Consider the following 20,849-nt stretch of genomic DNA (forward strand, 5'->3'; position numbering starts at 1 on the left):
GAGCCGGACGCCCGCCGAAAAATAGCCGGGAATTGTACCTTAAGCTGCTGGGTTATGGGAGATTCCTCTGTCCGACTGTACACAGCAATCATTCCCGCAATTGTGAATATTCATGAAAAAGGGCAGCCGAAGCTGCCCTTTCGCCTTGCGAAACCGCTTATTCAGCAAGCTTGAAGGTGATGAAGCTGGCACGGCCCTGACGCAGTACGCGCATCGACACGGAACGGTTCTTCGGCAGTTCCTTGGCGATTTCGGTGAATTCCTTGGCCGAACCGATGGCCTGGTTGTTCAGATGGCTGATGACATCACCCGGGCGCAAGCCGATCATGGCTGCCGGACCATCCTGCACTTCCTTGATGACCACACCACCTTTGAGCTCCAGGGATTTTTTCTGCTCGGCGGTCAGGTCGGCGACCGATACACCCAGGCGGTTGCTGCTGCGCTCGGCGCTGCCTTCGGTGCCAGCGCCAATGTCAACGTCGTCATCCGGCAGCGCGCCGACGCTGATGTCCAGGTTCTGGCGCTTGCCATTGCGAATGATTTCCAGCTTGGCCTTCTCGCCATCCTTGAGGCCGCCTACCAGGTGCGGCAGATCGGCCGACATGACGATTGGCTGGCCGTTCATGCTGAGGATCACGTCGCCCACCTGCAGGCCGCCTTTGGCTGCCGGACCGTTTTCCAGCACCTGGGCCACCAGGGCGCCCGCCGGCTTGTCCAGACCGAACGATTCAGCCAGGTCCTTGTTGACCTCCTGAATCACCACGCCCAGCCAGCCGCGGCTGACCTTGCCGTCTTTCTTCAGCTGGTTGGAGACATCGATCGCCACATCGATCGGGATGGCGAACGACAGGCCCATGAAACCGCCAGAACGGGTGAAGATCTGCGAGTTGATCCCCACCACTTCGCCTTTCATGTTGAACAGCGGGCCGCCGGAGTTACCCGGGTTGATGGCCACGTCGGTCTGGATGAACGGTACGTAGGTGTCATTGGGCAGGGTCCGGCCCTTGGCGCTGACGATACCTTTGGTCACCGAATGGTCGAAGCCGAACGGCGAACCGATGGCCAGCACCCACTCGCCCACCTTGAGCTTCTCGGAGTCACCCAGCTTCACCGTCGGCAGGTTCTTGCCCTCGACTTTCAGCAGCGCCACGTCAGTGCGCGGGTCAGTACCGACCAGCTTGGCCTGCAGCTCGCTGCGGTCCGACAGGCGGACGATGATCTCGTCGGCATCGGCCACTACATGGTTATTGGTGAGCACGTAGCCATCACTGGAAATGATGAAGCCCGAGCCCAGCGACTGCGCCTCGCGCTGGCGGTCGCCGCGCGGCGAACGCGGCTGCTGGGGCATGTTGCGCTCGAAGAACTCGCGGAACATCGGCGGCAGGCCTTCCAGATCCGGCATCTGGTTTGCGGCGATCCGGCGGTCAGGCAGTTTCTGCTTGGTACTGATGTTGACCACCGCCGGCGAAGCCTGCTCCACCAGGGTGGTGAAGTCCGGCAGGGCTTCCTCGGCCTGGGCGGTGAGTACTTGGCCGAGCATCAGCACAGCGGCGAACATCATTAGGTAGGATTTCAAGCGTGGTATTGACATACGACTCCCGTCACAACGAGCGGTAGTTTGGAAAGACCCCTGCACAACGCAGAAAAGGCCAGGCTCTTCAAAGCCTGACCTATAGAAAATTTGCCGATGGATTGCAAATGACAATGCTTTAATTTCATTTCAGGCGTATGCCCACCTGCCTTGGCTCTGCACGCAAAAGCGCGCCATTACTGGCGCGCCTGGGCATCCTGGGGGCGCATCGACAGGGCGACGCGTTCTGCCGTACCCAGCGGAACTTCGCCAACTACGGTCACCATCACTTTGCCCTTGGGTGTATTCAGGCGACGCGAGACTGCCGAGGTCGGGCCTAGCTGGGTGCGCATGTCGGTGCCGCCATCATCGCTCACTTGCTCGATGAACACCGAAAAACGCGCCAGGCCGTCGTCATACATCAGGCTGCTGACCGAACTGTTGCGCTTGGGATCACGGCGTACCGAGCTGTTGACCAGCTCGAAACCGGGTGGCAGCCAGTCCGAACGCCAACCCGCGACGGTATCATTGCTGCCGGCTGCCACATGCTGCACTGGCTTGCAGGCGGCACCTGGGCGCAAGTCTGCATCGCTGGGTATTTCATCGGTATCGAGACGGGTCATCTGGAAGCGTTCCAGCAACTGCCCCTTGTCGTTGAGCATCAACGAACGCAGCGGCAAACCCGAGTGACGGTCCAGATGCAATTCGAATGCATAGCGATGCTGGTCGCGTGGCGTGAGCGTAATGATCACGGCATCGCGCCCGGCGACCCGTGACTTGCCTGCCACACTCAAATTGTACCAACCCATCAGTTTCAGCGGATCAAGCACACGCGGTGCAGTATCCGGCGGCGCCGTGACACCGCTGGCCAAGGCCCCGCTGACACACTCCACCTTGCCATCCACGCGCACGATTTCCTGGGCGGCGCCATCAAGCTGCAATAGCCGCTCGCTGACTTTGCCGTCGTCGACCCTGTGCCAGATGTCGTGGGAGGAGAAACTGCCGTTGCGTTCGTAGACGAACGACCCTTGATAGCTCTGTTTTTGCTCGGCCTGTGCCAGCTTGTTCAGCCACTCACTCGCCTCAGGCGAAGAATTGGCCGCCAATGCTGGCACCGTCATGCAGCTGCCAATCAGCAGCGACAAGAGAGGTAGCGCGCGCATGATCCTCCTTACTTAACGGTTTTCCAGGCTGGCGGCGCGGGCATACGGCAAGGCGGTTTCAGTGCCCTTGAGCGCAGATTCCTGGGCATGCTGACGCAGGTAGCCTGGCAGACGCTGATCCCAGCCGGCCTGGTTCTGCAGCACGCCATTGGCCATTGGCCCGGTCGGTTGCTCACTGCTTTCACTATAGCCTGCCAAAACGGCCGGGCCTTGCGCTTGTGGCACACTCAGGCCCTGCTGGACAGGCTGCTGGGCAGCAAGCTCTGCACCCGTGATCTCGTCCTGGTTGTACATACGCACACCGGCCAGTACCGCGACAGTAACCGAGGCGGCTACCGCCAGACGGCCAATGCTGCGCCAAGGGCCTTTCCTGACCTTGGCTGGCACGGCTTCGTCGGCCAGCGCCGCGGACACCGCAGAGGCGATATCCAGGTTAGGCAGCAGCAGCTCCTTGTGCATGGCTGCACGGGCAACCTGGTAACGCGACCAGGTGGCACGGGTTTCGGCGTCGTCGACGGCGTTCAACACCCGACGCAGTTCCAGTTCATCCGCTTCGTTATCCATCACCGCGGACAGCGATTCCTGCAAAGCTTCACGACTCATGGCGGTTCCTCTCTTGGCGCTGTCGCCGCTGTCTCAGGTTTCCTGCAACAACGGCTGCAGGGCTTTATCTATGGCCTCCCGAGCGCGGAAGATTCGAGAGCGCACGGTACCCACCGGACATTGCATGACACTGGCAATGTCTTCGTAACTCAGCCCGTCGAACTCGCGTAGCGTCAATGCAGTACGCAGGTCTTCGGGCAGTTGCTGGATGGTGCGATGGACAGTGCCTTCGATTTCATCCCGCAACAACGAGCGCTCTGGGGACTCGAGATCCTTGAGGCCATGATCGCCGTCGTAAAACTCCGCATCCTCGGAGCTCACATCACTGTCTGGCGGCCGTCTTCCACGGGACACCAGGTAGTTCTTCGCCGTGTTGATGGCGATGCGGTACAGCCACGTATAAAACGCACTGTCGCCGCGGAAGTTGCCAAGCGCACGGTAGGCCTTGATGAAGGCTTCCTGTGCTACATCCTGGGCCTCGTGGGTATCGTGGACAAACCGCACGATCAACCCGAGAATCTTGTGCTGATACTTCAGCACCAACAGATCGAAAGCTCGCCTGTCGCCGCGCTGAACGCGCTCGACAAGCTGCTGATCCTCTTCCTGGGTTAGCATGAACACTCCTCAGTGAACTCGAAGGAGCGTTGCATCAGCCATCGTTCAGGCTTGCAACCATAGACTCGGGCTTTGCGCAAAAGTTCTCCCCTCCAAGCAAGTTTCCTGCAGCCCTTGGTCGGCTTGCACGGAAGACGCGGCGCGGTCACGGCCGGCTACGTCGATAATCAGGTTTCAAATACACAGGGGTAAGCCTGGAAAGGCCTGCCGCCCTGCGTCGCCGCGGCAAATTGTGGCGTACGGGCAGCCTTCATAGGATTTCCGGCCATGTCGGAAAGTTCCCACAAAGGTTGTCGCAACCTGGCAGGTAGCATGGAAATGGGCCACCCGGGGCTGCTATAAAGACATCCCGACACGTTTAACGATAGTTTCACAATGCCATCCGCGCGTGACCATTGTGCCGTGCCCCTCCCAAAGATTACTAGTGTCCCGACATGAGCCAACAATTCCAACATGATGTCCTGGTGATCGGCAGCGGTGCCGCCGGTCTCAGCCTGGCACTTAACCTTCCCAGCCACCTCCGCGTTGCCGTGCTGAGCAAGGGCGACCTGGCCAACGGCTCGACCTTCTGGGCCCAGGGCGGCGTCGCTGCAGTGCTGGACAACACCGATACTGTGCAGTCGCATGTCGAGGACACCCTCAATGCCGGCGGCGGGCTGTGCCATGAAGACGCAGTGCGCTTTACCGTCGAGCACAGCCGCGAAGCGATCCAGTGGCTGATCGAGCAAGGCGTGCCCTTCACCCGCGATGAGCACTACAGCGTCGACGATGGCGGCTTCGAGTTCCACCTCACCCGTGAAGGGGGCCACAGCCACCGGCGCATCATCCACGCCGCCGACGCTACCGGCGCGGCAATCTTCACCACGCTGCTGGAACAGGCTCGCCAGCGCCCGAACATCCAGCTGCTGGAGCAGCGGGTGGCGGTCGACCTGATCACTGAACGCCGCCTGGGCCTGCCCGGCGAACGCTGCCTGGGCGCCTACGTGCTCGACCGCAACACCGGCGAGGTAGACACCTTCGGCGCGCGCTTCACCGTGCTGGCCACTGGCGGTGCGGCCAAGGTTTACCTCTATACCAGCAACCCTGATGGTGCCTGCGGCGACGGTATCGCCATGGCCTGGCGGGCCGGTTGCCGGGTGGCGAACCTGGAATTCAACCAGTTCCACCCCACCTGCCTGTATCACCCGCAGGCCAAGAGTTTCCTGATCACCGAAGCCCTGCGCGGCGAGGGCGCCCTGCTGCGCCTGCCCAACGGCGAACGCTTCATGCCACGCTTCGACCCACGCGAAGAGCTGGCCCCACGGGACATCGTGGCCCGCGCCATCGACCACGAGATGAAGCGCCTGGGCGTGGACTGCGTATACCTGGACATCACTCACAAGCCCGCAGATTTCATCAAGAGCCACTTCCCCACCGTGTACGAGCGCTGCCTGGCCTTTGGCATCGATATCACCCGCCAGCCGATCCCGGTGGTACCAGCGGCGCATTACACCTGCGGCGGGGTGATGGTCGACGACTGCGGCCACACCGACGTACCTGGCCTGTATGCCATCGGCGAAACCAGTTTCACCGGCCTGCACGGCGCCAACCGCATGGCCAGCAACTCGCTGCTGGAATGTTTTGTGTACGGACGCGCCGCCGCTGCCGACATCCAGGCGCACCTGGGGCAAGTGGCCATGCCCAAAGCCTTGCCCGGCTGGGACGCCAGCCAGGTGACCGACTCGGACGAGGACGTGATCATTGCGCACAACTGGGACGAACTGCGGCGCTTCATGTGGGACTACGTCGGCATCGTGCGCACCAGCAAGCGCCTGCAGCGGGCCCAGCACCGCATTCGCCTGCTGCTGGATGAAATCGACGAGTTCTACAGCAACTACAAGGTCAGCCGTGACCTGATCGAGCTGCGCAACCTGGCGCAAGTGGCCGAACTGATGATCCTGTCCGCCATGCAGCGCAAGGAAAGCCGAGGGTTGCATTACACACTGGACTATCCAGGGATGCTGGACGAGGCCAAGGACACCATCCTCAGCCCGCTCTGAAAAGGGCGTCGCGGCCTTCGCGTGCTCGCCCGCTCCCACAGGGGGTTAACTGCCGTGCAGCATTGCGCAGTACCTGTGGGTGCGGGCGAGCCCAAGAAGAAACTGACCCGATCCTGATCTATGCCCGGCTCACCGCAGCCCAGCGCCGCCGGCTGAACTTCAATCGCACGCGCAATCGCCGATGCTCATCCGGCCCCAGCGCATCCCGCGGTAGGCACTGGCTCTGCCCCAACCACCGCCCCGCCCGCTCAAAGCGCAACACCACCAGCCCAGGCAAAGCCACGCTGTCCCGGCACAAGCGCACTGACTGCCACCCATAGGCACGGCTGAATACCTGCCAGCCCCGCACATCACGGCGCAGGCCGACAACAGCATGCTCATGGGTCAACAGGATACGTCGGGGAATGGCCCAGCCAGCGTGGGCCGTGCAGGCGGCGACAACCGAAAAGGTCAGCCACCCGGGCAGCGGGCTCGCCCACACGGCAAGCCACGCCAGTACCTGACAAGCCAGGTAGGCCACCAGCAGCAGGCGCGAGCCTTGCCAGCGGCACTCGAAGCACTCACTTGGGCTGGACACGGTCCAGAATGATGCGGACCATGCGCTGCAGTTCCGGGTCTTCGGACTCGGTGCGCTCCATGAACCAGCCGAACATGTCCTGATCCTCGCAGCTCAAGAGACGCACGTACAGTTCACGGTCGGTCTCATTGAGGGTGGGGTAGACTTCCTGGGTGAAAGGCACCAGCAGTACGTCCAGTTCCAGCATGCCGCGGCGGCTGTGCCAGAAAAGCCGGTTGAGTTCAGTTTGTTCGACCATGGGGCCCTCCTCGAATGGGCCGCCAGTATACAGCCAGGCGCGCGAAGCGACACCGGGCGTTGGTCTAGTCACCTACCTATTTTGTTACCGGCGTTCTATGATGGCCGCCAGTCTTTAGCCACCGCGATGACCCATGGCCGATTCCGCTTTCTTCTGCCCCCTGTCCCACGAGGGCATCCTCGCCGTCCGCGGCTCCGATGCAGGCAAGTTCCTGCAAGGCCAGCTGACCTGCAACATCAACTACCTCAGCCAGGAACACGCCAGCCTCGGCGCCCGCTGCATGGTCAAGGGGCGCATGCAGTCGAGCTTCCGCATAGTGCCCGAAGGCAACGGCTACTTGCTGGCCATGGCCAGTGAACTGCTCGACGCGCAACTGGCCGACCTGAAAAAATACGCCGTGTTCTCCAAGGCCACGCTGACCGACGAAAGCACCGCATGGGCACGCTTCGGCCTGCAAGGTGGCGACGCTGCACTGCAGGCGCTGGGGCTTTTCGTGCCCGCAGCCGCCGGTAGCACCGTGCGCCATGACGGGCTGATCGCGATCGCCGTGTCCGCCGGCCGGGTTGAGCTGTGGGTGCCGGCGGCTGACGCCGAGCCTGTACGCCAGGCCCTTGCCGCAGCGCTGCCCGAAGGCACGCTAAACGACTGGCTGCTGGGCCAGATTCGCGCAGGTATCGGCCAGGTCATGGGCCCGACCCGTGAACTGTTCATCCCGCAGATGATCAACCTGCAGGCCGTCGACGGCGTCAGCTTCAAGAAAGGCTGCTACACCGGCCAGGAAATCGTCGCCCGCATGCAGTACCTGGGCAAACTCAAGCGCCGCCAGTACCGCCTGGCCCTGGACCAGCAGGCCATTCCGGCCCCGGGCGCCGAGATTTTCTCACCCACCCATGGGTCGTCGGTCGGTGAAGTGGTCATTGCTGCCGGCAACGGCACGGGCTGCGAACTGCTCGCGGTGCTCAGCGCCGAGGCAGTGGAAGACGGCAACCTGCACCTGGGCAGCCTCGAAGGCCCGCGCCTGCAGGTGCTGACCCTGCCTTACGAACTGGACCGCGACCGGGAAATCCAGCGCTGACCAGCCTGCCCCACCCCTGTGGCGGGGCCGCACCACCACTGCGGTAGACATGCCCATGAACAAGCTGGCCGAGTTGGTTCAAGCACAATTGCTTGACGCCATCGAAAAGGATGACCTGGTCCTGCCAACCCTGCCCGAGGTTGCCTTGAGCATCCGTGAAGCAGCGGAAGACAGCGAGATCAGCGTAGCGGCCCTGAGCAAGGTGATTGGCCGCGACGCGGCCCTGTCAGCGCGCCTGATCAAAGTCGTCAACAGCCCACTGCTGCGTGCTGCGGTCGAAGTGACCGACCTGCATACCGCCATCACGCGGCTAGGCATCAACTACAGCTGCAACCTGGCCATCGGCCTGGTGATCGAGCAGATTTTTCATGCCCGCTCGTCGGCCGTCGAGCAGAAACTGCGCGATATCTGGGCCAGTAGCCTGGAAGTGGCGGGCATCAGCTACGAAATCTGCCGCCGCTTTACACCTCTCAAGCCTGACCAGGCCACCTTGGGTGGGCTGGTCAACCAGATTGGCGCGCTGCCGGTACTCATCTATGCCGAAGAGCACAACGAACTGTTGTCCGACCCGGTTTGCCTGCATTACGTGATCGAGCAACTCCAGCCGGTGCTGGGGGACAAGATCCTCAAGGCCTGGGAGTTTCCGGAGCAGTTGGTCAACCTGCCGAGCCAGGTTCATGACCTGGACCGCCAGACTGACAAGATCGATTACATCGACATCGTGCAGATCGCCCGCTGCATCAGTCAGCGCGGGCGCCACCGCCCCTTGGCTGCGCTGCCGGCTTACCGCCATCTGGGGCTGCCGTTTGGCACCGAGCTGGAGGTCGATGAACTGCTAGAGGCGCGGAGCATGTTGCGCTGAGCTGTAACAGCCTGCCAGGGCCCTTTCGCAGGTGAGCCCGCGAAAGCGGCCGACCCAGGCAAACCCTCAATCCGCAATAAAACTCACCCGCACCCGCAACCCGCCCTTCTCGCCATCATGCAGGCTCACCTGCGCCAGGTGCGCCCGACAGATCTCGCCAACGATCGCCAGCCCTAACCCACTGCCCTGCGCACTTCGCCGGTAGAACCGCTCGAACACCCGTTCGCGCTCGGCCTCGGGAATACCTGGCCCGTCGTCTTCCACTTCCAGCACTGCCGGCGCCATTACCCGCAAAATCACATTGCCACCCGCTGGCGTATGCGCCAAGGCATTGTCCACCAGGTTGCTCAACAACTCGTTGAGCAATGTCGGCTCCCCCTTCAGCCACACCGGCGCCTCGGCCTCCAGCGCCAACGCCACCCCGCGCTTGTGCGCCAAAGGCGCCATGGCCATGCCCAGCTCGCGGGCCAGCTGGCTCAAGTCCAGACGCTGCGCACCGCCTTCGGCAATCGCCCGTGCACCATTCTCGACCCGTGCCAGCGACAACAGCTGGTTGGCCAGGTGGGTCAGCCTGTCGGTGCCCTGGGCGGCAGACTCCAAGGTCTGCCGCCACTCCTGCGGCTCGGCCGAGCGCAAGCCCAGCTCGACACGTGCCTTCAACGCCGCCAGCGGCGTTCGCAGTTCGTGGGCCGCGTCGGCAATGAACTGCGCCTGGCGCTCGAACTGGCCGCGCAAGCGCTCGGTAAAGTGGTTCAAGGCGCGCACCAGCGGGCCCAGCTCGCGCTGTACCTGTACCACCGGCAACGCTCGCAAGTCGTCCGGCTGACGTTCCTCCACCGCTGTGCGCAGGCGCTCCAACGGGCGCAACGCGGCACTCACGGCAAACCACACCATCACCAACGCCCCCAGTGCCAGCATGCCCAGGCGCAGCAGGGTATCGGCCATCAACCCTCGGGCCATGCGCACCCGCGCTTCCTCGGTTTCGGCTACGCGAATTTCTGCCATACCGTTCATGTTCGGCTCGCTGACCGGCTTCAGCAGGCTGACCACACGAACGTCCTGGCCCAGGTAAGTGGCGTTGTAGAACCGTGCCAGTGCCGGATAGTCATCGGTGCGTGGCGTGCCAGGCGGCGGTGGCGGCAGGTTCTCGTAGCCAGAAATCAGCCTTTGCTTGATATCCAGCACCTGATAGTAAATGCGCCCCGCACTGTCATAGGCGAACGTGTCCAGCGCCACGTAAGGCACATCCGCGCTCAACGAACCATCGCGCTGCGACAGGCCCGCGGCGATGGTTCTCGCCGAAGCCAGCAGGGTGCGGTCGTAGGCGGTGTCGGCGGCCTCGCGGCCATTCCAGTAGGCGCTAAGGCCGCTGGCCAGCATCAGCACCACCAGCAACAGCGCCAAATTACCCAGCAAGCGCCCGCGCAGGCTGCCGTTGTCACGCATCGCGGTGCTCAAGCAAATAACCCAGACCGCGGAAGGTGACGATGGCCACAGGGTGCCCGTCGAGCTTCTTGCGCAGCCGGTGAATGTAGATTTCGATGGCGTCAGGGCTGGCCTCTTCGTCCAGGCCAAACACCTGGGCAGCCAGCTGCTCCTTGCTCATCACCCGGCCCGGGCGAGCGATCAGCGCTTCCAGCACGCTCTGCTCGCGCGAGGTCAGCGTCAGGTTGTCGTCACCGAGGGTGAAGCGCCGGGTGTCCAGGTCATACACCAGCGGCCCACAGCGTTGCTGGCGCTCGCCACCGAGCACACTGCGGCGCAGCAAGGCCTTGACCCGCGCCTCCAGCTCGGTCAGCTCAAACGGCTTGGCCAGATAATCGTCAGCGCCCAGGTTCAGGCCATGGACCCGGTCCTTGACGTCACTGCGCGCAGTCAGCATTAGCACCGGCAAGGTCTTGCCGCGACCTCGCAAGCGCGCCAGTACCTCAAAGCCGTCCATGCGCGGCAGGCCGACATCCAGCACGGCCACGGCGTATTCCTCACTGGCCAGCGCCAGGTCGGCAGCCACGCCGTCATGCAGCACATCCACGGTCAGGCCATGGCTTTTCAAGGCCAGGGCCACGCTTTCGGCCAGTTGCAGGTGGTCTTCGACCAGTAGCACACGCATCGGATTCTCCCTGCTCGGGTGGGACGGTGGCGCGGAGTGTACCGCTGTCACCACGCCTGTGAAGCCCCTCGTGACAAACCTTTCACGCTGAAAGGTTAGCGAAAGGTTCGTTGCCTAGCATCGCACCACGGTCGCCCTTCGCGCCGAAAAAAGCACCAGCAAGGTGCAACGAATAAGAACAATAAACGGAGTCATCGACGATGCTGTCATTGCAGCCGCAGGCGTTCGCGCCTACCCGTTCCTTTACCGCACGCCCCTCGGCCATCGCCAGCGCCCTCGCGCTTGCCGGTGTCGCCCCGATGAGCCAGGCCGCCTTCTTCGAAGACAGCACGACCACCTTCGAAACCCGCAACATGTACTTCAACCGCGACTTCCGCGACGGCACCAGCGCGCAGCAATCCAAGCGCGATGAATGGGCCCAGGGCTTCATCCTCAATTTCGAGTCTGGCTACACCGATGGCACCGTAGGCTTTGGCCTGGATGCATTGGGCATGCTCGGCATCAAGCTCGACTCCAGCCCCGACCGTACCGACAGCGGCCTGCTGCCGACCCACGATGACGGCAAGGCTGCTGACGAATACTCCAAGCTGGGCCTGACCGGCAAGGTGAAGATCTCCCAGACTGAACTCAAGATCGGCACCCTGATCCCCGAACTGCCAACCCTGCAACCCAACGACGGGCGTATCCTGCCGCAAACCTTCGAGGGCGGCCTGCTCACCTCCAAGGAGATCAAGGGCCTGACCTTCACTGGTGGCCGCATAGACAAAGCCAAGGACCGCAACGACACCAACTGGGAAGACCTGGCGCTGAACAACAAGAACGGCCGCTTCGGTGGCAGTTTCAGCGCTGACAATCTGGCGCTGGGCGGGCTCGACTACCAGTTCACCGATCGCATCACCGGCAGCTACCACTTCGCCCAGCTCGACGATATTTACCGCCAGCACTTCATCGGCATGGTCGCCACACAGCCATGGGGCCCGGGCACCCTGGGTGCCGACCTGCGCCTTGCCATGAGCGACGACGCCGGTGCAGCCAAGGCCGGCAACATCGACAACACCACCGTGAACGGCATGCTCAGCTATGCCCTGGGCGGGCACAAGGTCAGCGCCGCCTGGCAGCAGTTGTCCGGCGAAAGTGCCTTCCCGTATGTGGATGGCGCCGACCCGTACCTGGTCAACTTCGTCCAGATCAATGACTTCGCCGGGGCCGACGAACGCTCCTGGCAGGCGCGCTACGACTACAACTTCGCCGCGCTCGGCGTACCGGGCCTGACCTTCATGACCCGTTACATCAGCGGTGACAACGTCAGCCGTGCTGCCGGTGGCGAAGGCAAAGAGTGGGAACGCAACACCGAACTGAAGTACGTGGTACAAAGCGGCCCGTTGAAGAACGTCGCCGTGCGTCTGCGCAACGCCACCTTCCGCTCCAACTTCGCCCGTGACGCGGATGAAGTGAGGCTGTTGGTCAGCTACAGCGTGGCGCTGTGGTAACCCCATAGCGGTAATCCGATAACAACAACACTCACGGAGATCGACGATGACCTTTTCACTGCGCCGCCTCGTCCTCGCTACCGGCTGCCTGCTGTTGGCCGGCAACGCCCTCGCTGCAGAACCGAAACGCCCCGAATGCATCGCCCCCGCCTCCCCTGGCGGTGGCTTCGACCTGACCTGCAAGCTGGTGCAAAGCGCACTGGTACAAGAAAAGATCCTCAGCAAGCCGATGCGCGTCACCTACATGCCCGGCGGTGTCGGCGCGGTCGCATACAACGCCGTGGTCGCCCAGCGCCCGGCAGACGCCGGCACGCTGGTGGCCTGGTCCAGCGGCTCACTGCTTAACCTGGCCCAGGGCAAATTCGGCCGTTTCGACGAAAACGCGGTGAAATGGCTGGCTGCCGTCGGCACCAGCTACGGTGCCATCGCAGTGAAGAGCGACTCGCCCTACAAGACTCTTGATGACCTGGTCGCAGCGCTGAAGAAAGACCCGAGCAAGGTCGTGATCGGTTCCGGCGGTACCGTCGGCAGCCAGGACTGGATGCAGACCGCGTTGATCGCCAAGGCCGCAGGCATAAACCCGCGCGACCTGCGCTACGTGGCCCTGGAGGGCGGCGGCGAAATCGCCACGGCATTGCTGGGCGGCCATATCCAGGTCGGCTCTACCGACATTTCCGACTCCATGCCGCACATCCAGAGCGGCAACATGCGCATCCTCGCGGTGTTCTCTGAAAACCGCCTGGACGAGCCGGAAATGAAAGACATCCCTACTGCCAAGGAGCAGGGCTACGACATCGTCTGGCCGGTGGTGCGCGGTTTCTACCTGGGGCCAAAAGTGAACGACGAGGACTACGCCTGGTGGAAGGCCTCGTTCGACAAGATGCTGGCCTCCGAGGACTTCGCCAAGCTGCGAGACCAGCGCGAGCTGTTCCCGTTCGCCATGACCGGCGAAGAGCTGGACGGCTATGTGAAGAAGCAAGTGGCTGACTACAAGGCGCTGGCCAAGGAATTCGGCCTGATCCAGTAAGCCTGTCGGACTCACTCCCCCCCTGTGGGAGCGGCCTTGTGTCGCGATCGGGCGCGAAGCGGCCCCTGGCACAGCCGATACGATGCTTTGGACAGATCGCATCGGCAGATTTAGCGGCCGCTTCGCGCCCGATCGCGACACAAGGCCGCTCCCACAGGATTTGCATCTCACTTGAGCAATCCCAACGAGGATTCCCCAATGATCCTTCAACGCATTTTCGCCCTGGCCCTGCTGGCGGTGTGTGCCGCCCTGGCCGTGATGGCCTGGCCCTATCAGGCTGCATTCTCCTATGAACCGGTGGGCCCGCGCGCTTACCCGCTGCTGGTGCTCGGCCTGATGGGGCTGGGCCTGCTGTACCTGGTGTTCCGCCCAACGCCCATCGTGCGCAAGGATGACGAACCGGAACTGGACCGCGAGACCCTGATCAAGATCACCGCCTGTGTCGGCCTGCTGATCATCTTCGCCGCCACTTTCGAAGCGCTCGGCTTCATCCTCAGCGCCATCCTGGTCGGCCTGCCCATGGCTCGGCTGTACGGTGGCCGCTGGCTGCAAAGCGCCATTGTGGTGGCCGGCATGAGCATTTTCCTCTACTGGCTGTTCGACCGTGTGATGGACGTGCCCCTGCCCCTTGGCCTGCTGAGCGTACTGGAGAACTGACATGGATACCTTGAGCTACCTGGGCCAGGGCTTCGGCATTGCCCTGTCCCCCTACAACCTGGTCACCGCCCTCTCCGGCACCTTGATCGGCACCGTGGTCGGCTTGCTGCCGGGCCTGGGCCCGATCAACGGCGTGGCCCTGCTGATCCCCATCGCCTTTGCCCTCGGCCTGCCGCCGGAATCGGCGCTGATCCTGCTGGCCGCGGTGTACCTGGGCTGCGAATATGGCGGGCGTATCAGCTCGATCCTGCTGAACATCCCGGGCGAAGCCTCGACCGTCATGACCACCCTCGATGGTTACCCGATGGCCCGCCAGGGCCTGGCCGGTGTTGCCCTGTCGCTGTCGGCCTGGAGCTCGTTCATCGGTGCCTTGATCGCCACCTGCGGCATGGTGTTGTTCGCCCCACTGCTGGCGAAATGGGCCATCGCCTTCGGCCCGGCGGAGTACTTTGTGCTGATGGTGTTCGCCATCGTCGCGCTGGGTGGCATGGCCGGTGACAAACCACTGAAAACCTTCATTGCAGCACTCATCGGCTTGTTCCTGTCGGCGGTCGGCATCGACGCCAACAGCGGCGTTTACCGCTTCACCGGTGACAGCGTGCACCTGGCCGACGGTATTCAGTTCGTGGTGCTCGTGCTGGGCCTGTTCTCCGTCAGCGAAATCCTCCTGCTGCTGGAAAAGACCCACCATGGCCACCAAGCGGTCAAGGCTACCGGCCGCATGCTGTTCAACTTCAAGGAAGCGGCCTCGGTGTTCCTGGTCAACATCCGTTGCGGCCTGCTCGGTTTCATCATGGGTGTTCTACCCGGCGCCGGCGCAACGCTGGCCAGCGCCGTGGCCTACATGACCGAGAAACGCATGGCCGGGGAAAGCGGCAAGTTCGGCAAAGGCGATGCCCGCGGCCTGGCAGCGCCGGAAACTGCCATTGGTGCGTCCTGCTGTGGCGCCCTGGTCCCGATGCTGACCCTGGGCGTACCGGGCTCTGGCACCACGGCCGTGATGATCGGCGCCCTGACCCTGTACAACATCACCCCTGGCCCACTGCTGTTCGAACAGCAGCCAGATATCGTCTGGGGCCTGATCGCCTCGCTGTTCGTCGCCAACATCATGCTGGTGATCCTCAACATCCCGATGATCCGCATCTTCACCCGCATCCTCGCCGTGCCAAACTGGGCGCTGGTGCCGGTGATCGCCATCATCACCGCGATCGGCGTTTACGCCGTGCATGCCACTACCTTCGACCTGTTCCTCATGGTCGGCATCGGCATCATGGGCTACATCCTGCGCAAGCTGGACTTCCCTCTATCGCCGATTCTGCTGGGCTTTATCCTCGGCGGGCTGATGGAGCAGAACCTGCGTCGGGCGCTGTCGATCTCCAACGGTGAACTGGGCATCCTCTGGTCCAGCCCGATCAGCATGGGCGTCTGGGCGCTGGTAGTGCTGATGCTCGCCCTGCCGCTGCTGCGCATCTGGCGCAAACGCAGCCTGCAACGCCGGGCCCTGGCCGATGCCTGATCGGTCGTTGCCATTGTTTGTCGCGACCGGGCTGGTCGGCATTGCTGGCGGTTTTGCCGCCAGCAAGGTCGGCTGGCCTTTGCCATGGATGGTCGGCTCATTGCTGGCGATCATCCTGGTGCGCTGCCTGACGCGTTGGCAGCTGTCGGAAATCCCCAACGGCCGCAAGTGCGGGCAGTGGATCATCGGCATCGGTATTGGCCTGCACTTCACCCCCGCGGTGATCGAGCAGGTGGCCAGCCATTTCGCGCTGATCTTCTTCGGTGCGTTGTTCACCACCCTGTCCAGCGTGATCAGCGTATGGCTGCTGCGGCGAACCGGCGAAGACCGCGCCACCGCGTTCTTCGCCAGCATGCCTGGCGGTTCGGGAGAGATGGTCAACCTTGGGGCGCGCAATGGCGCGGTGCTCAGCCAGGTGGCGGCAGCACAGAGCTTGCGTGTGCTGGCAGTGGTGCTGTGCGTGCCGGCGCTGTTCAAGTTTCTGCTGGGTGACGGGGTACCACTGAACCACACCGGTAGCGTGAGCTGGGGCTGGCTGGCATTGATTGCGCCCTTGGGCGTTGCCGTTGCCTTGCTCTGGCAGCGCTTGCGCCAGCCCAACCCCTGGCTGTTCGGGCCATTGCTGGTAGCGGCTACGGTCAGCCTGGCCGGCAACCTGCAGATCGCCCTGCCCAATGGCGCCAGCCAGATCGGCCAGTGGCTCATCGGCAGCGGCCTTGCCTGCCACTTCAACCGCGCGTTCTTCCGCCGCGCACCGTCGTTCCTGGGGCGCACCTTGATGGCCACGGCGTTGTGCATGGCGATTGCCGCCAGTGCCGCGTGGGTGCTGAGCATGATGACTGCACTGGACTTGCGTTCGCTGACACTGGGGATGATGCCTGGCGGGATCGCCGAAATGAGCCTCACGGCCGAAACGTTGCAATTGTCAGTGCCGCTGGTGACGGCGCTGCAGGTGATGCGCCTGATCCTGGTGTTGTTTCTGGCAGAACCGCTCTTCCGGTTGTGGGACAACAGGCATTCGAGCTGCAAGTACCCTGAAGATAGATAGTTACCACTTGCCCAATGCCCGGGTGAATAGAGTCGGATTGCTGCCCTGATCGCCAGCAAACCCACACTTCCCGGCATTCAAGAGGTAATGATGAAAGTCCGTCTTTCTTGCAACTATCGCTCGGCTATTGCCTGGGCATGCCTTGCCATCAGCGCAGGCAGCCTTGCCGCAGAAACACCTGCCCCCGTCCAGATCAACGTCGTGGCTATCAATGATCTTCACGGCTACCTGGAACCCAACCCCCAGGACTACGCCGGCGCGCAAGGCGCTACCCGCCTGACCTACGGCGGCATCGCCACACTCGGCGCCATGCTCGATGAACTGCGAACGCAGGACCCCGATCTGCTGTTCATCGGGGCAGGCGACTTGATAGGGGGCAGCCCCGCCATTTCTGCGCTGTGGGCTGACGAGCCTGTGCTTGAGGCCTTGAACGCGATGGGCATGATTGTCAGCGCATCCGGGAACCACGAACTGGATGCAGGCAAGGCCGAGTTTCTTCGTCAGATCCAAGGAGGATGCGAGTCAACGCGCCCTGAAAAGGCCTGCAAGTTTCGCGGCAATTATCCAGGAAGTGGCTTCCCTTACATAGCGTCCAACCTGATCGATACCACCACGGGCGAGCGCTTGCTACCGGCCTATCACATTCAGCAGGTAAAAGGGGTCAAGATAGCGTTCGTCGGTGCAGTGCCGCGCAACATGGAAAAAGTGGTCTCGGCCAGAGCATTCGCAGGGCTCAAAGCCACAGATGAAGCGCAAGCCATCAATGACGTGATTCCAGAGCTCAAGGCCAAGGGTGTGAATGCAATTATTGCGGTCATGCACCAAGGAGGGGATACCGTCGAACCGTTCGACACGCAGGATTGCAGCCAGCTAAGTGGCACGATCGTCGACGTGGCGAAGCGGCTGGATCCTGCGGTAGATGCTGTCATCAGCGGTCACTCGCATGCCAGCTATCAATGCAAGGTGGGTGACGTGAGCATCACTCAGGCTGGCAAGTACGGCCACTTCCTGACCCAGTTGAAGTTGCAGGTAACGCCCGGCACCCATCACGTCACGAACATCACCGCCCGCAATATTCCTGCTGACCCACAGAACTACATGCCGAATGCCAAGTTGACGAGCTTGCTGGAGGAAGTGCGTCAGCGGTCCGGGGAAAAGTTGCTCGAACCCATAGGACGCATCTCGACGACAGAACTTGACCGCAAAGAAAATGCCGCCGGTGAAACAACCTTGGGGAACCTGGTCACGGATGCCCAATTGGCCATGACCCAAGCGTTTCAGACACAAGTTGCCTTTCTCAACCTGGGTGGGCTGCGCAGTGATCTTATCCAGCCTGCCGATAGCGACCTGACCTACGAACAATTATTCGCCGTACAACCTTTCAATAACCCACTGGTGGTTCAGGAACTGACAGGCAAGCAGATTACCGAACTGCTCAACCTTCAATGGAACAGGGGCAGTTTCAATCCGCTGCAAGTATCGAAGGGTTTTCATTATGAGTGGGATGGTTCACGGCCTGTCGGCAGCCGTGTCGTCGAGGGGAGTGTGCGTCTTCACGGCAAACCCGTTGAGCCGTTGACCCATTATCGCGTCGTCAGCAACCTTTTCCTGGCCGATGGAGGCGGTGGCTTGGCCACTTTCAAAGAAGGAAGGCGACGCCAGGACACCGGCATCACCGACCTTGAAGCCTTGGTGGAATACGTGCGCCAAAACCATGAGCGGGGGATTGCCATTGGCCAGCGCAGCGAGCCGCGCATCAGCATGACGCCCTGAGCGATTGCGTACCCCACCGCGGTTTCTCACAGCGGGGGCAGTGTCCAGTCGATGGGCCCGAGCCCCCGCTGCTCGAGGAAGCTGTTGGCACGGCTGAAATGCCCGCAACCGATGAACCCGCGATACGCCGACAGCGGCGAAGGATGGACCGACTTCAAAACCAGATGTTTTGTACCGTCGATCAGCTTCTGCTTGCTCTGTGCATGCGCCCCCCATAGCAGGAATACCACGTTCGGGCATTGCTCACTGACCACCTGGATAATCCTGTCGGTAAACAATTCCCAGCCTTTCTTGGCATGCGACGCGGCATTGGCGCGCTCGACGGTCATGGTCGTGTTGAGCAACAGAACGCCTTGTTCTGCCCAGCTTTGGAGGTAGCCGTGGCTGGGGATCGGGATGTTCAGGTCGCGCTGCAGCTCCTTGTAGATATTGACCAGCGACGGCGGCGTGGCCACGCCCGGTTGCACCGAGAAGCACAAGCCATGTGCCTGGCCCGGCCCGTGGTACGGGTCCTGACCGAGGATGACCACCTTCACCTGGCCCAGCGGTGTCGAATTGAGCGCATTGAAGATCAGCGGCCCTGGCGGGTAGATCTCCTTGCCGGCAGCGTACTCGCCACGCAGGAACTCGCGCAGCTGGTGCATGTAAGGCTGGTCGAATTCACCGCGCAATGCGGCCTTCCAGCTGGGTTCGAGTTTGATGCGATCGTCGTCAGTCATGGGGCCTTCCATAAACAATGGCGCGACACTAGGTAAGCCCTTCGCGCTTGTCAAACGATCCGACCGACGACCGGCATGATCGGCCAGGCAAGCCATACTTGAGCGATGACTTGCGAGAGGTAGTCCATGACCATTCACTGCGAGGTACTCACCGGCGTCGATGGCGCCCGCATCGGCATCGCCACCCTGGATGCGCCCAAGGCGCTCAATGCCCTGAACCTGCCAATGATCGAGGTGCTGGGCGAACAACTGCATGCCTGGGCCCGCGACCCGGGTATCGTCTGCGTGCTGCTGCGCGGCAACGGGGCAAAAGCCTTTTGCGCAGGCGGCGATGTCCGTGCGCTGGCGCAAGCCTGCCGCGACCACCCCGGCAGTGTCCCACCGCTGGCGGCCTCCTTCTTCGCCGCCGAATACCGCCTGGACTTTGCCCTTCACACCTACCCCAAACCGTTGTTGTGCTGGGGCCATGGGCATGTGCTGGGTGGCGGCATGGGGCTGCTGCAAGGCGCCAATGTACGTATCGTCACACCCAGCAGCCGGCTGGCCATGCCGGAAATCAGCATCGGCCTGTACCCTGACGTAGGCGCCAGTTGGTTCCTGGCCCGGCTGCCGGGCAAGCTGGGTTTGTTCTTCGGCCTGACAGGTGCGCCGATCAATGCCCGCGATGCCCTTGACCTGGGCCTGGCTGACCGTTTTCTGGGCGAGCACCAGCAAGAGGCCTTGATCGAGGAGTTGGTGCAACTCAACTGGCAGGAGCAGACCGCCATACAACTGAACAGCTTGCTCAAGGCCGAGCAGCATCGTGCCTGCGCCGAGCTGCCTGATGCCCAGTGGCTGCCACGACGGCATGAGATCGATCAGTTACTCGACGTGGCTGATGCGGCTTCAGCCTGGCGCGCGCTGGAAAGGCTCAAGCAGCATGACGACCCATTGCTGGCAGATGCCGGCCACCGTCTGCATGAGGGTTGCCCGCTGACGGCGCATCTGGTCTGGGAGCAGATCCGCCGGGCGCGGTACCTGTCGTTGGCGCAAGTGTTCCAGATGGAATACAGCATGAGCCTGAACTGTTGCCGCCACCCTGAATTCAGTGAAGGCGTGCGCGCTCGCCTGCTGGACAAAGACAACCAGCCGCGCTGGCACTGGCCTGATGTGGCGCAAGTGCCGGCGGCGGTAGTCGAGGCGCATTTTGCCAAGGCGTGGGAAGGGCGGCACCCATTGGCGGATGTGGGTTAGCCTGCTGATCCGGGGGCTGCTTTTCAGCCCCCGCCTCCGCTCAGCTAGCGCTGCCAGTTTCCTCCTCGCTCCTGCCCGCGCCGCCCGTCCCAACGCCCGCGGTCGTCAACCTGCCGATTGGAGTGCCGGTCGCCCTGCCGGTAACGCTTGCTGTCATTGCGATAGTCATGACGATCCCGGTCCTGCCGGTAATCCTGCCGCTGGCGATTGCCGTAGTCATAGCGCGGGTTGCCATGCCACTGGTTCATCCGCGGCTGTGAATAGGGCCGGTAATGGGGCACAGGGGCCGACCGATTGTAGTAACGGGGAGCAGGCTGATAGTAGTAGCGCGGTGCAGGCGCCACATAGTAACGGTCATAGCGGTAATACCCCGGTGCCACATAGCGGTCGGTGGAGTAGTAGTCCGAACGGTAATAGCCCCCGCGCTCATGGTACGGGGCGCAGGCCGAAGTCATCAGCCCCAGCAGGGTGATCAACAGGATTCGATAGGACATGGCGGCCTCCTGGACCGCTGGAGTGCCCGAACAGCGGCGC

Annotated in this window: 20 protein-coding genes; 10 read left to right on the top strand and 10 right to left on the bottom strand. The window is 62.5% G+C overall.

Annotated features, from left to right (window positions below; genetic code table 11):
• Positions 1 to 157: 157 nt before the first annotated feature.
• The 4 genes from ACF8FG_RS14510 to rpoE all read right to left on the bottom strand — a co-directional run bounded on the left by ACF8FG_RS14510 (position 158) and on the right by rpoE (position 3,951).
• Positions 158 to 1,561 (bottom strand): DegQ family serine endoprotease, encoded by a 1,404-nt coding sequence (locus ACF8FG_RS14510; protein WP_014592214.1) that lies wholly within the window; start codon positions 1,559 to 1,561, stop codon positions 158 to 160.
• A 206-nt stretch (positions 1,562 to 1,767) separates the two neighbouring features.
• Positions 1,768 to 2,733 carry a MucB/RseB C-terminal domain-containing protein gene (locus ACF8FG_RS14515; RefSeq protein ID WP_014592215.1) on the bottom strand — a complete coding sequence of 322 codons (966 nt, stop codon included), beginning with the start codon at positions 2,731 to 2,733 and terminating at the stop codon, positions 1,768 to 1,770.
• Positions 2,734 to 2,745: 12 nt separating this feature from the next.
• Complete coding sequence (locus ACF8FG_RS14520) at positions 2,746 to 3,336, bottom strand: sigma-E factor negative regulatory protein (RefSeq protein WP_070384312.1); 591 nt, start codon at positions 3,334 to 3,336, stop codon at positions 2,746 to 2,748.
• A gap of 33 nt (positions 3,337 to 3,369) precedes the next feature.
• Positions 3,370 to 3,951, bottom strand: coding sequence for an RNA polymerase sigma factor RpoE (rpoE, locus tag ACF8FG_RS14525; RefSeq protein ID WP_003252049.1), 582 nt, complete (start codon positions 3,949 to 3,951; stop codon positions 3,370 to 3,372).
• Positions 3,952 to 4,385: 434 nt separating this feature from the next.
• On the opposite strand from rpoE, the gene nadB reads away from it, so the two are divergent.
• Entirely contained in the window at positions 4,386 to 5,990 is a 1,605-nt protein-coding gene (gene nadB / locus ACF8FG_RS14530) for an L-aspartate oxidase (RefSeq protein ID WP_019436554.1), read from the top strand.
• Positions 5,991 to 6,108: 118 nt separating this feature from the next.
• On the opposite strand, the gene ACF8FG_RS14535 is transcribed toward nadB, so the two are convergent.
• Together ACF8FG_RS14535 and ACF8FG_RS14540 are read right to left on the bottom strand one after the other, a co-directional pair.
• Entirely contained in the window at positions 6,109 to 6,567 is a 459-nt protein-coding gene (locus ACF8FG_RS14535; protein ID WP_119713331.1) for a protein YgfX, read from the bottom strand.
• Positions 6,551 to 6,805: a succinate dehydrogenase assembly factor 2 gene (locus ACF8FG_RS14540; protein WP_003252043.1), complete on the bottom strand. Its 255-nt coding sequence runs from the start codon at positions 6,803 to 6,805 to the stop codon at positions 6,551 to 6,553. Before ACF8FG_RS14540 ends, ACF8FG_RS14535 begins: the two co-directional genes overlap by 17 nt.
• Before the next feature lie 133 nt (positions 6,806 to 6,938).
• Between ACF8FG_RS14540 and ACF8FG_RS14545 the strand changes: the two genes are divergently transcribed.
• Together ACF8FG_RS14545 and ACF8FG_RS14550 are read left to right on the top strand one after the other, a co-directional pair.
• Positions 6,939 to 7,880 carry a folate-binding protein YgfZ gene (locus ACF8FG_RS14545; protein ID WP_019436555.1) on the top strand — a complete coding sequence of 314 codons (942 nt, stop codon included), beginning with the start codon at positions 6,939 to 6,941 and terminating at the stop codon, positions 7,878 to 7,880.
• Between the two features lie 55 nt (positions 7,881 to 7,935).
• Positions 7,936 to 8,742, top strand: coding sequence for an HDOD domain-containing protein (locus ACF8FG_RS14550; RefSeq protein ID WP_026031798.1), 807 nt, complete (start codon positions 7,936 to 7,938; stop codon positions 8,740 to 8,742).
• A 66-nt stretch (positions 8,743 to 8,808) separates the two neighbouring features.
• Here the strand turns inward: ACF8FG_RS14550 and ACF8FG_RS14555 are convergent, their stop codons facing one another.
• Both ACF8FG_RS14555 and ACF8FG_RS14560 read right to left on the bottom strand, forming a co-directional pair.
• Positions 8,809 to 10,188 carry a sensor histidine kinase gene (locus tag ACF8FG_RS14555; RefSeq protein WP_014592221.1) on the bottom strand — a complete coding sequence of 460 codons (1,380 nt, stop codon included), beginning with the start codon at positions 10,186 to 10,188 and terminating at the stop codon, positions 8,809 to 8,811.
• The gene (locus tag ACF8FG_RS14560; protein WP_010952527.1) at positions 10,181 to 10,852 is read right to left on the bottom strand and encodes a response regulator; all 672 of its coding nucleotides are present in this window, start codon (positions 10,850 to 10,852) and stop codon (positions 10,181 to 10,183) included. The genes ACF8FG_RS14555 and ACF8FG_RS14560 overlap by 8 nt, the downstream gene beginning before the upstream one ends.
• 200 nt (positions 10,853 to 11,052) lie before the next feature.
• Here ACF8FG_RS14560 and ACF8FG_RS14565 point away from each other — a divergent pair, with 200 nt between their 5' ends.
• The 6 genes from ACF8FG_RS14565 (at position 11,053) to ACF8FG_RS14590 (ending at position 18,363) form a co-directional block, all read left to right on the top strand.
• Complete coding sequence (locus ACF8FG_RS14565; RefSeq protein WP_014592222.1) at positions 11,053 to 12,342, top strand: OprD family porin; 1,290 nt, start codon at positions 11,053 to 11,055, stop codon at positions 12,340 to 12,342.
• 46 nt (positions 12,343 to 12,388) lie between these two features.
• The gene (locus tag ACF8FG_RS14570; RefSeq protein ID WP_119713330.1) at positions 12,389 to 13,369 is read left to right on the top strand and encodes a tripartite tricarboxylate transporter substrate binding protein; all 981 of its coding nucleotides are present in this window, start codon (positions 12,389 to 12,391) and stop codon (positions 13,367 to 13,369) included.
• A gap of 198 nt (positions 13,370 to 13,567) precedes the next feature.
• Positions 13,568 to 14,026, top strand: coding sequence for a tripartite tricarboxylate transporter TctB family protein (locus tag ACF8FG_RS14575; protein ID WP_014592223.1), 459 nt, complete (start codon positions 13,568 to 13,570; stop codon positions 14,024 to 14,026).
• 1 nt (position 14,027) lies between these two features.
• Positions 14,028 to 15,542, top strand: coding sequence for a tripartite tricarboxylate transporter permease (locus ACF8FG_RS14580; RefSeq protein WP_119713329.1), 1,515 nt, complete (start codon positions 14,028 to 14,030; stop codon positions 15,540 to 15,542).
• Positions 15,535 to 16,590, top strand: coding sequence for an AbrB family transcriptional regulator (locus ACF8FG_RS14585; protein ID WP_041167068.1), 1,056 nt, complete (start codon positions 15,535 to 15,537; stop codon positions 16,588 to 16,590). Before ACF8FG_RS14580 ends, ACF8FG_RS14585 begins: the two co-directional genes overlap by 8 nt.
• A gap of 90 nt (positions 16,591 to 16,680) precedes the next feature.
• A complete protein-coding gene (locus tag ACF8FG_RS14590; protein ID WP_041167069.1) occupies positions 16,681 to 18,363 on the top strand; it encodes a bifunctional metallophosphatase/5'-nucleotidase in 1,683 nt (560 codons plus the stop codon).
• Positions 18,364 to 18,389: 26 nt separating this feature from the next.
• On the opposite strand, the gene ung is transcribed toward ACF8FG_RS14590, so the two are convergent.
• Positions 18,390 to 19,082 (bottom strand): uracil-DNA glycosylase, encoded by a 693-nt coding sequence (gene ung, locus ACF8FG_RS14595; RefSeq protein ID WP_014592227.1) that lies wholly within the window; start codon positions 19,080 to 19,082, stop codon positions 18,390 to 18,392.
• Between the two features lie 126 nt (positions 19,083 to 19,208).
• Here ung and ACF8FG_RS14600 point away from each other — a divergent pair, with 126 nt between their 5' ends.
• Positions 19,209 to 20,315 carry an enoyl-CoA hydratase/isomerase family protein gene (locus ACF8FG_RS14600; RefSeq protein ID WP_014592228.1) on the top strand — a complete coding sequence of 369 codons (1,107 nt, stop codon included), beginning with the start codon at positions 19,209 to 19,211 and terminating at the stop codon, positions 20,313 to 20,315.
• 44 nt (positions 20,316 to 20,359) lie between these two features.
• Here the strand turns inward: ACF8FG_RS14600 and ACF8FG_RS14605 are convergent, their stop codons facing one another.
• Positions 20,360 to 20,809 carry a hypothetical protein gene (locus ACF8FG_RS14605; protein WP_014592229.1) on the bottom strand — a complete coding sequence of 150 codons (450 nt, stop codon included), beginning with the start codon at positions 20,807 to 20,809 and terminating at the stop codon, positions 20,360 to 20,362.
• Positions 20,810 to 20,849: the final 40 nt, after the last annotated feature.

Origin of the sequence: Pseudomonas sp. YQ_6 (assembly GCF_043103245.1) — a bacterium.
GTDB classification, from domain to species: domain Bacteria; phylum Pseudomonadota; class Gammaproteobacteria; order Pseudomonadales; family Pseudomonadaceae; genus Aquipseudomonas; species Aquipseudomonas alloputida.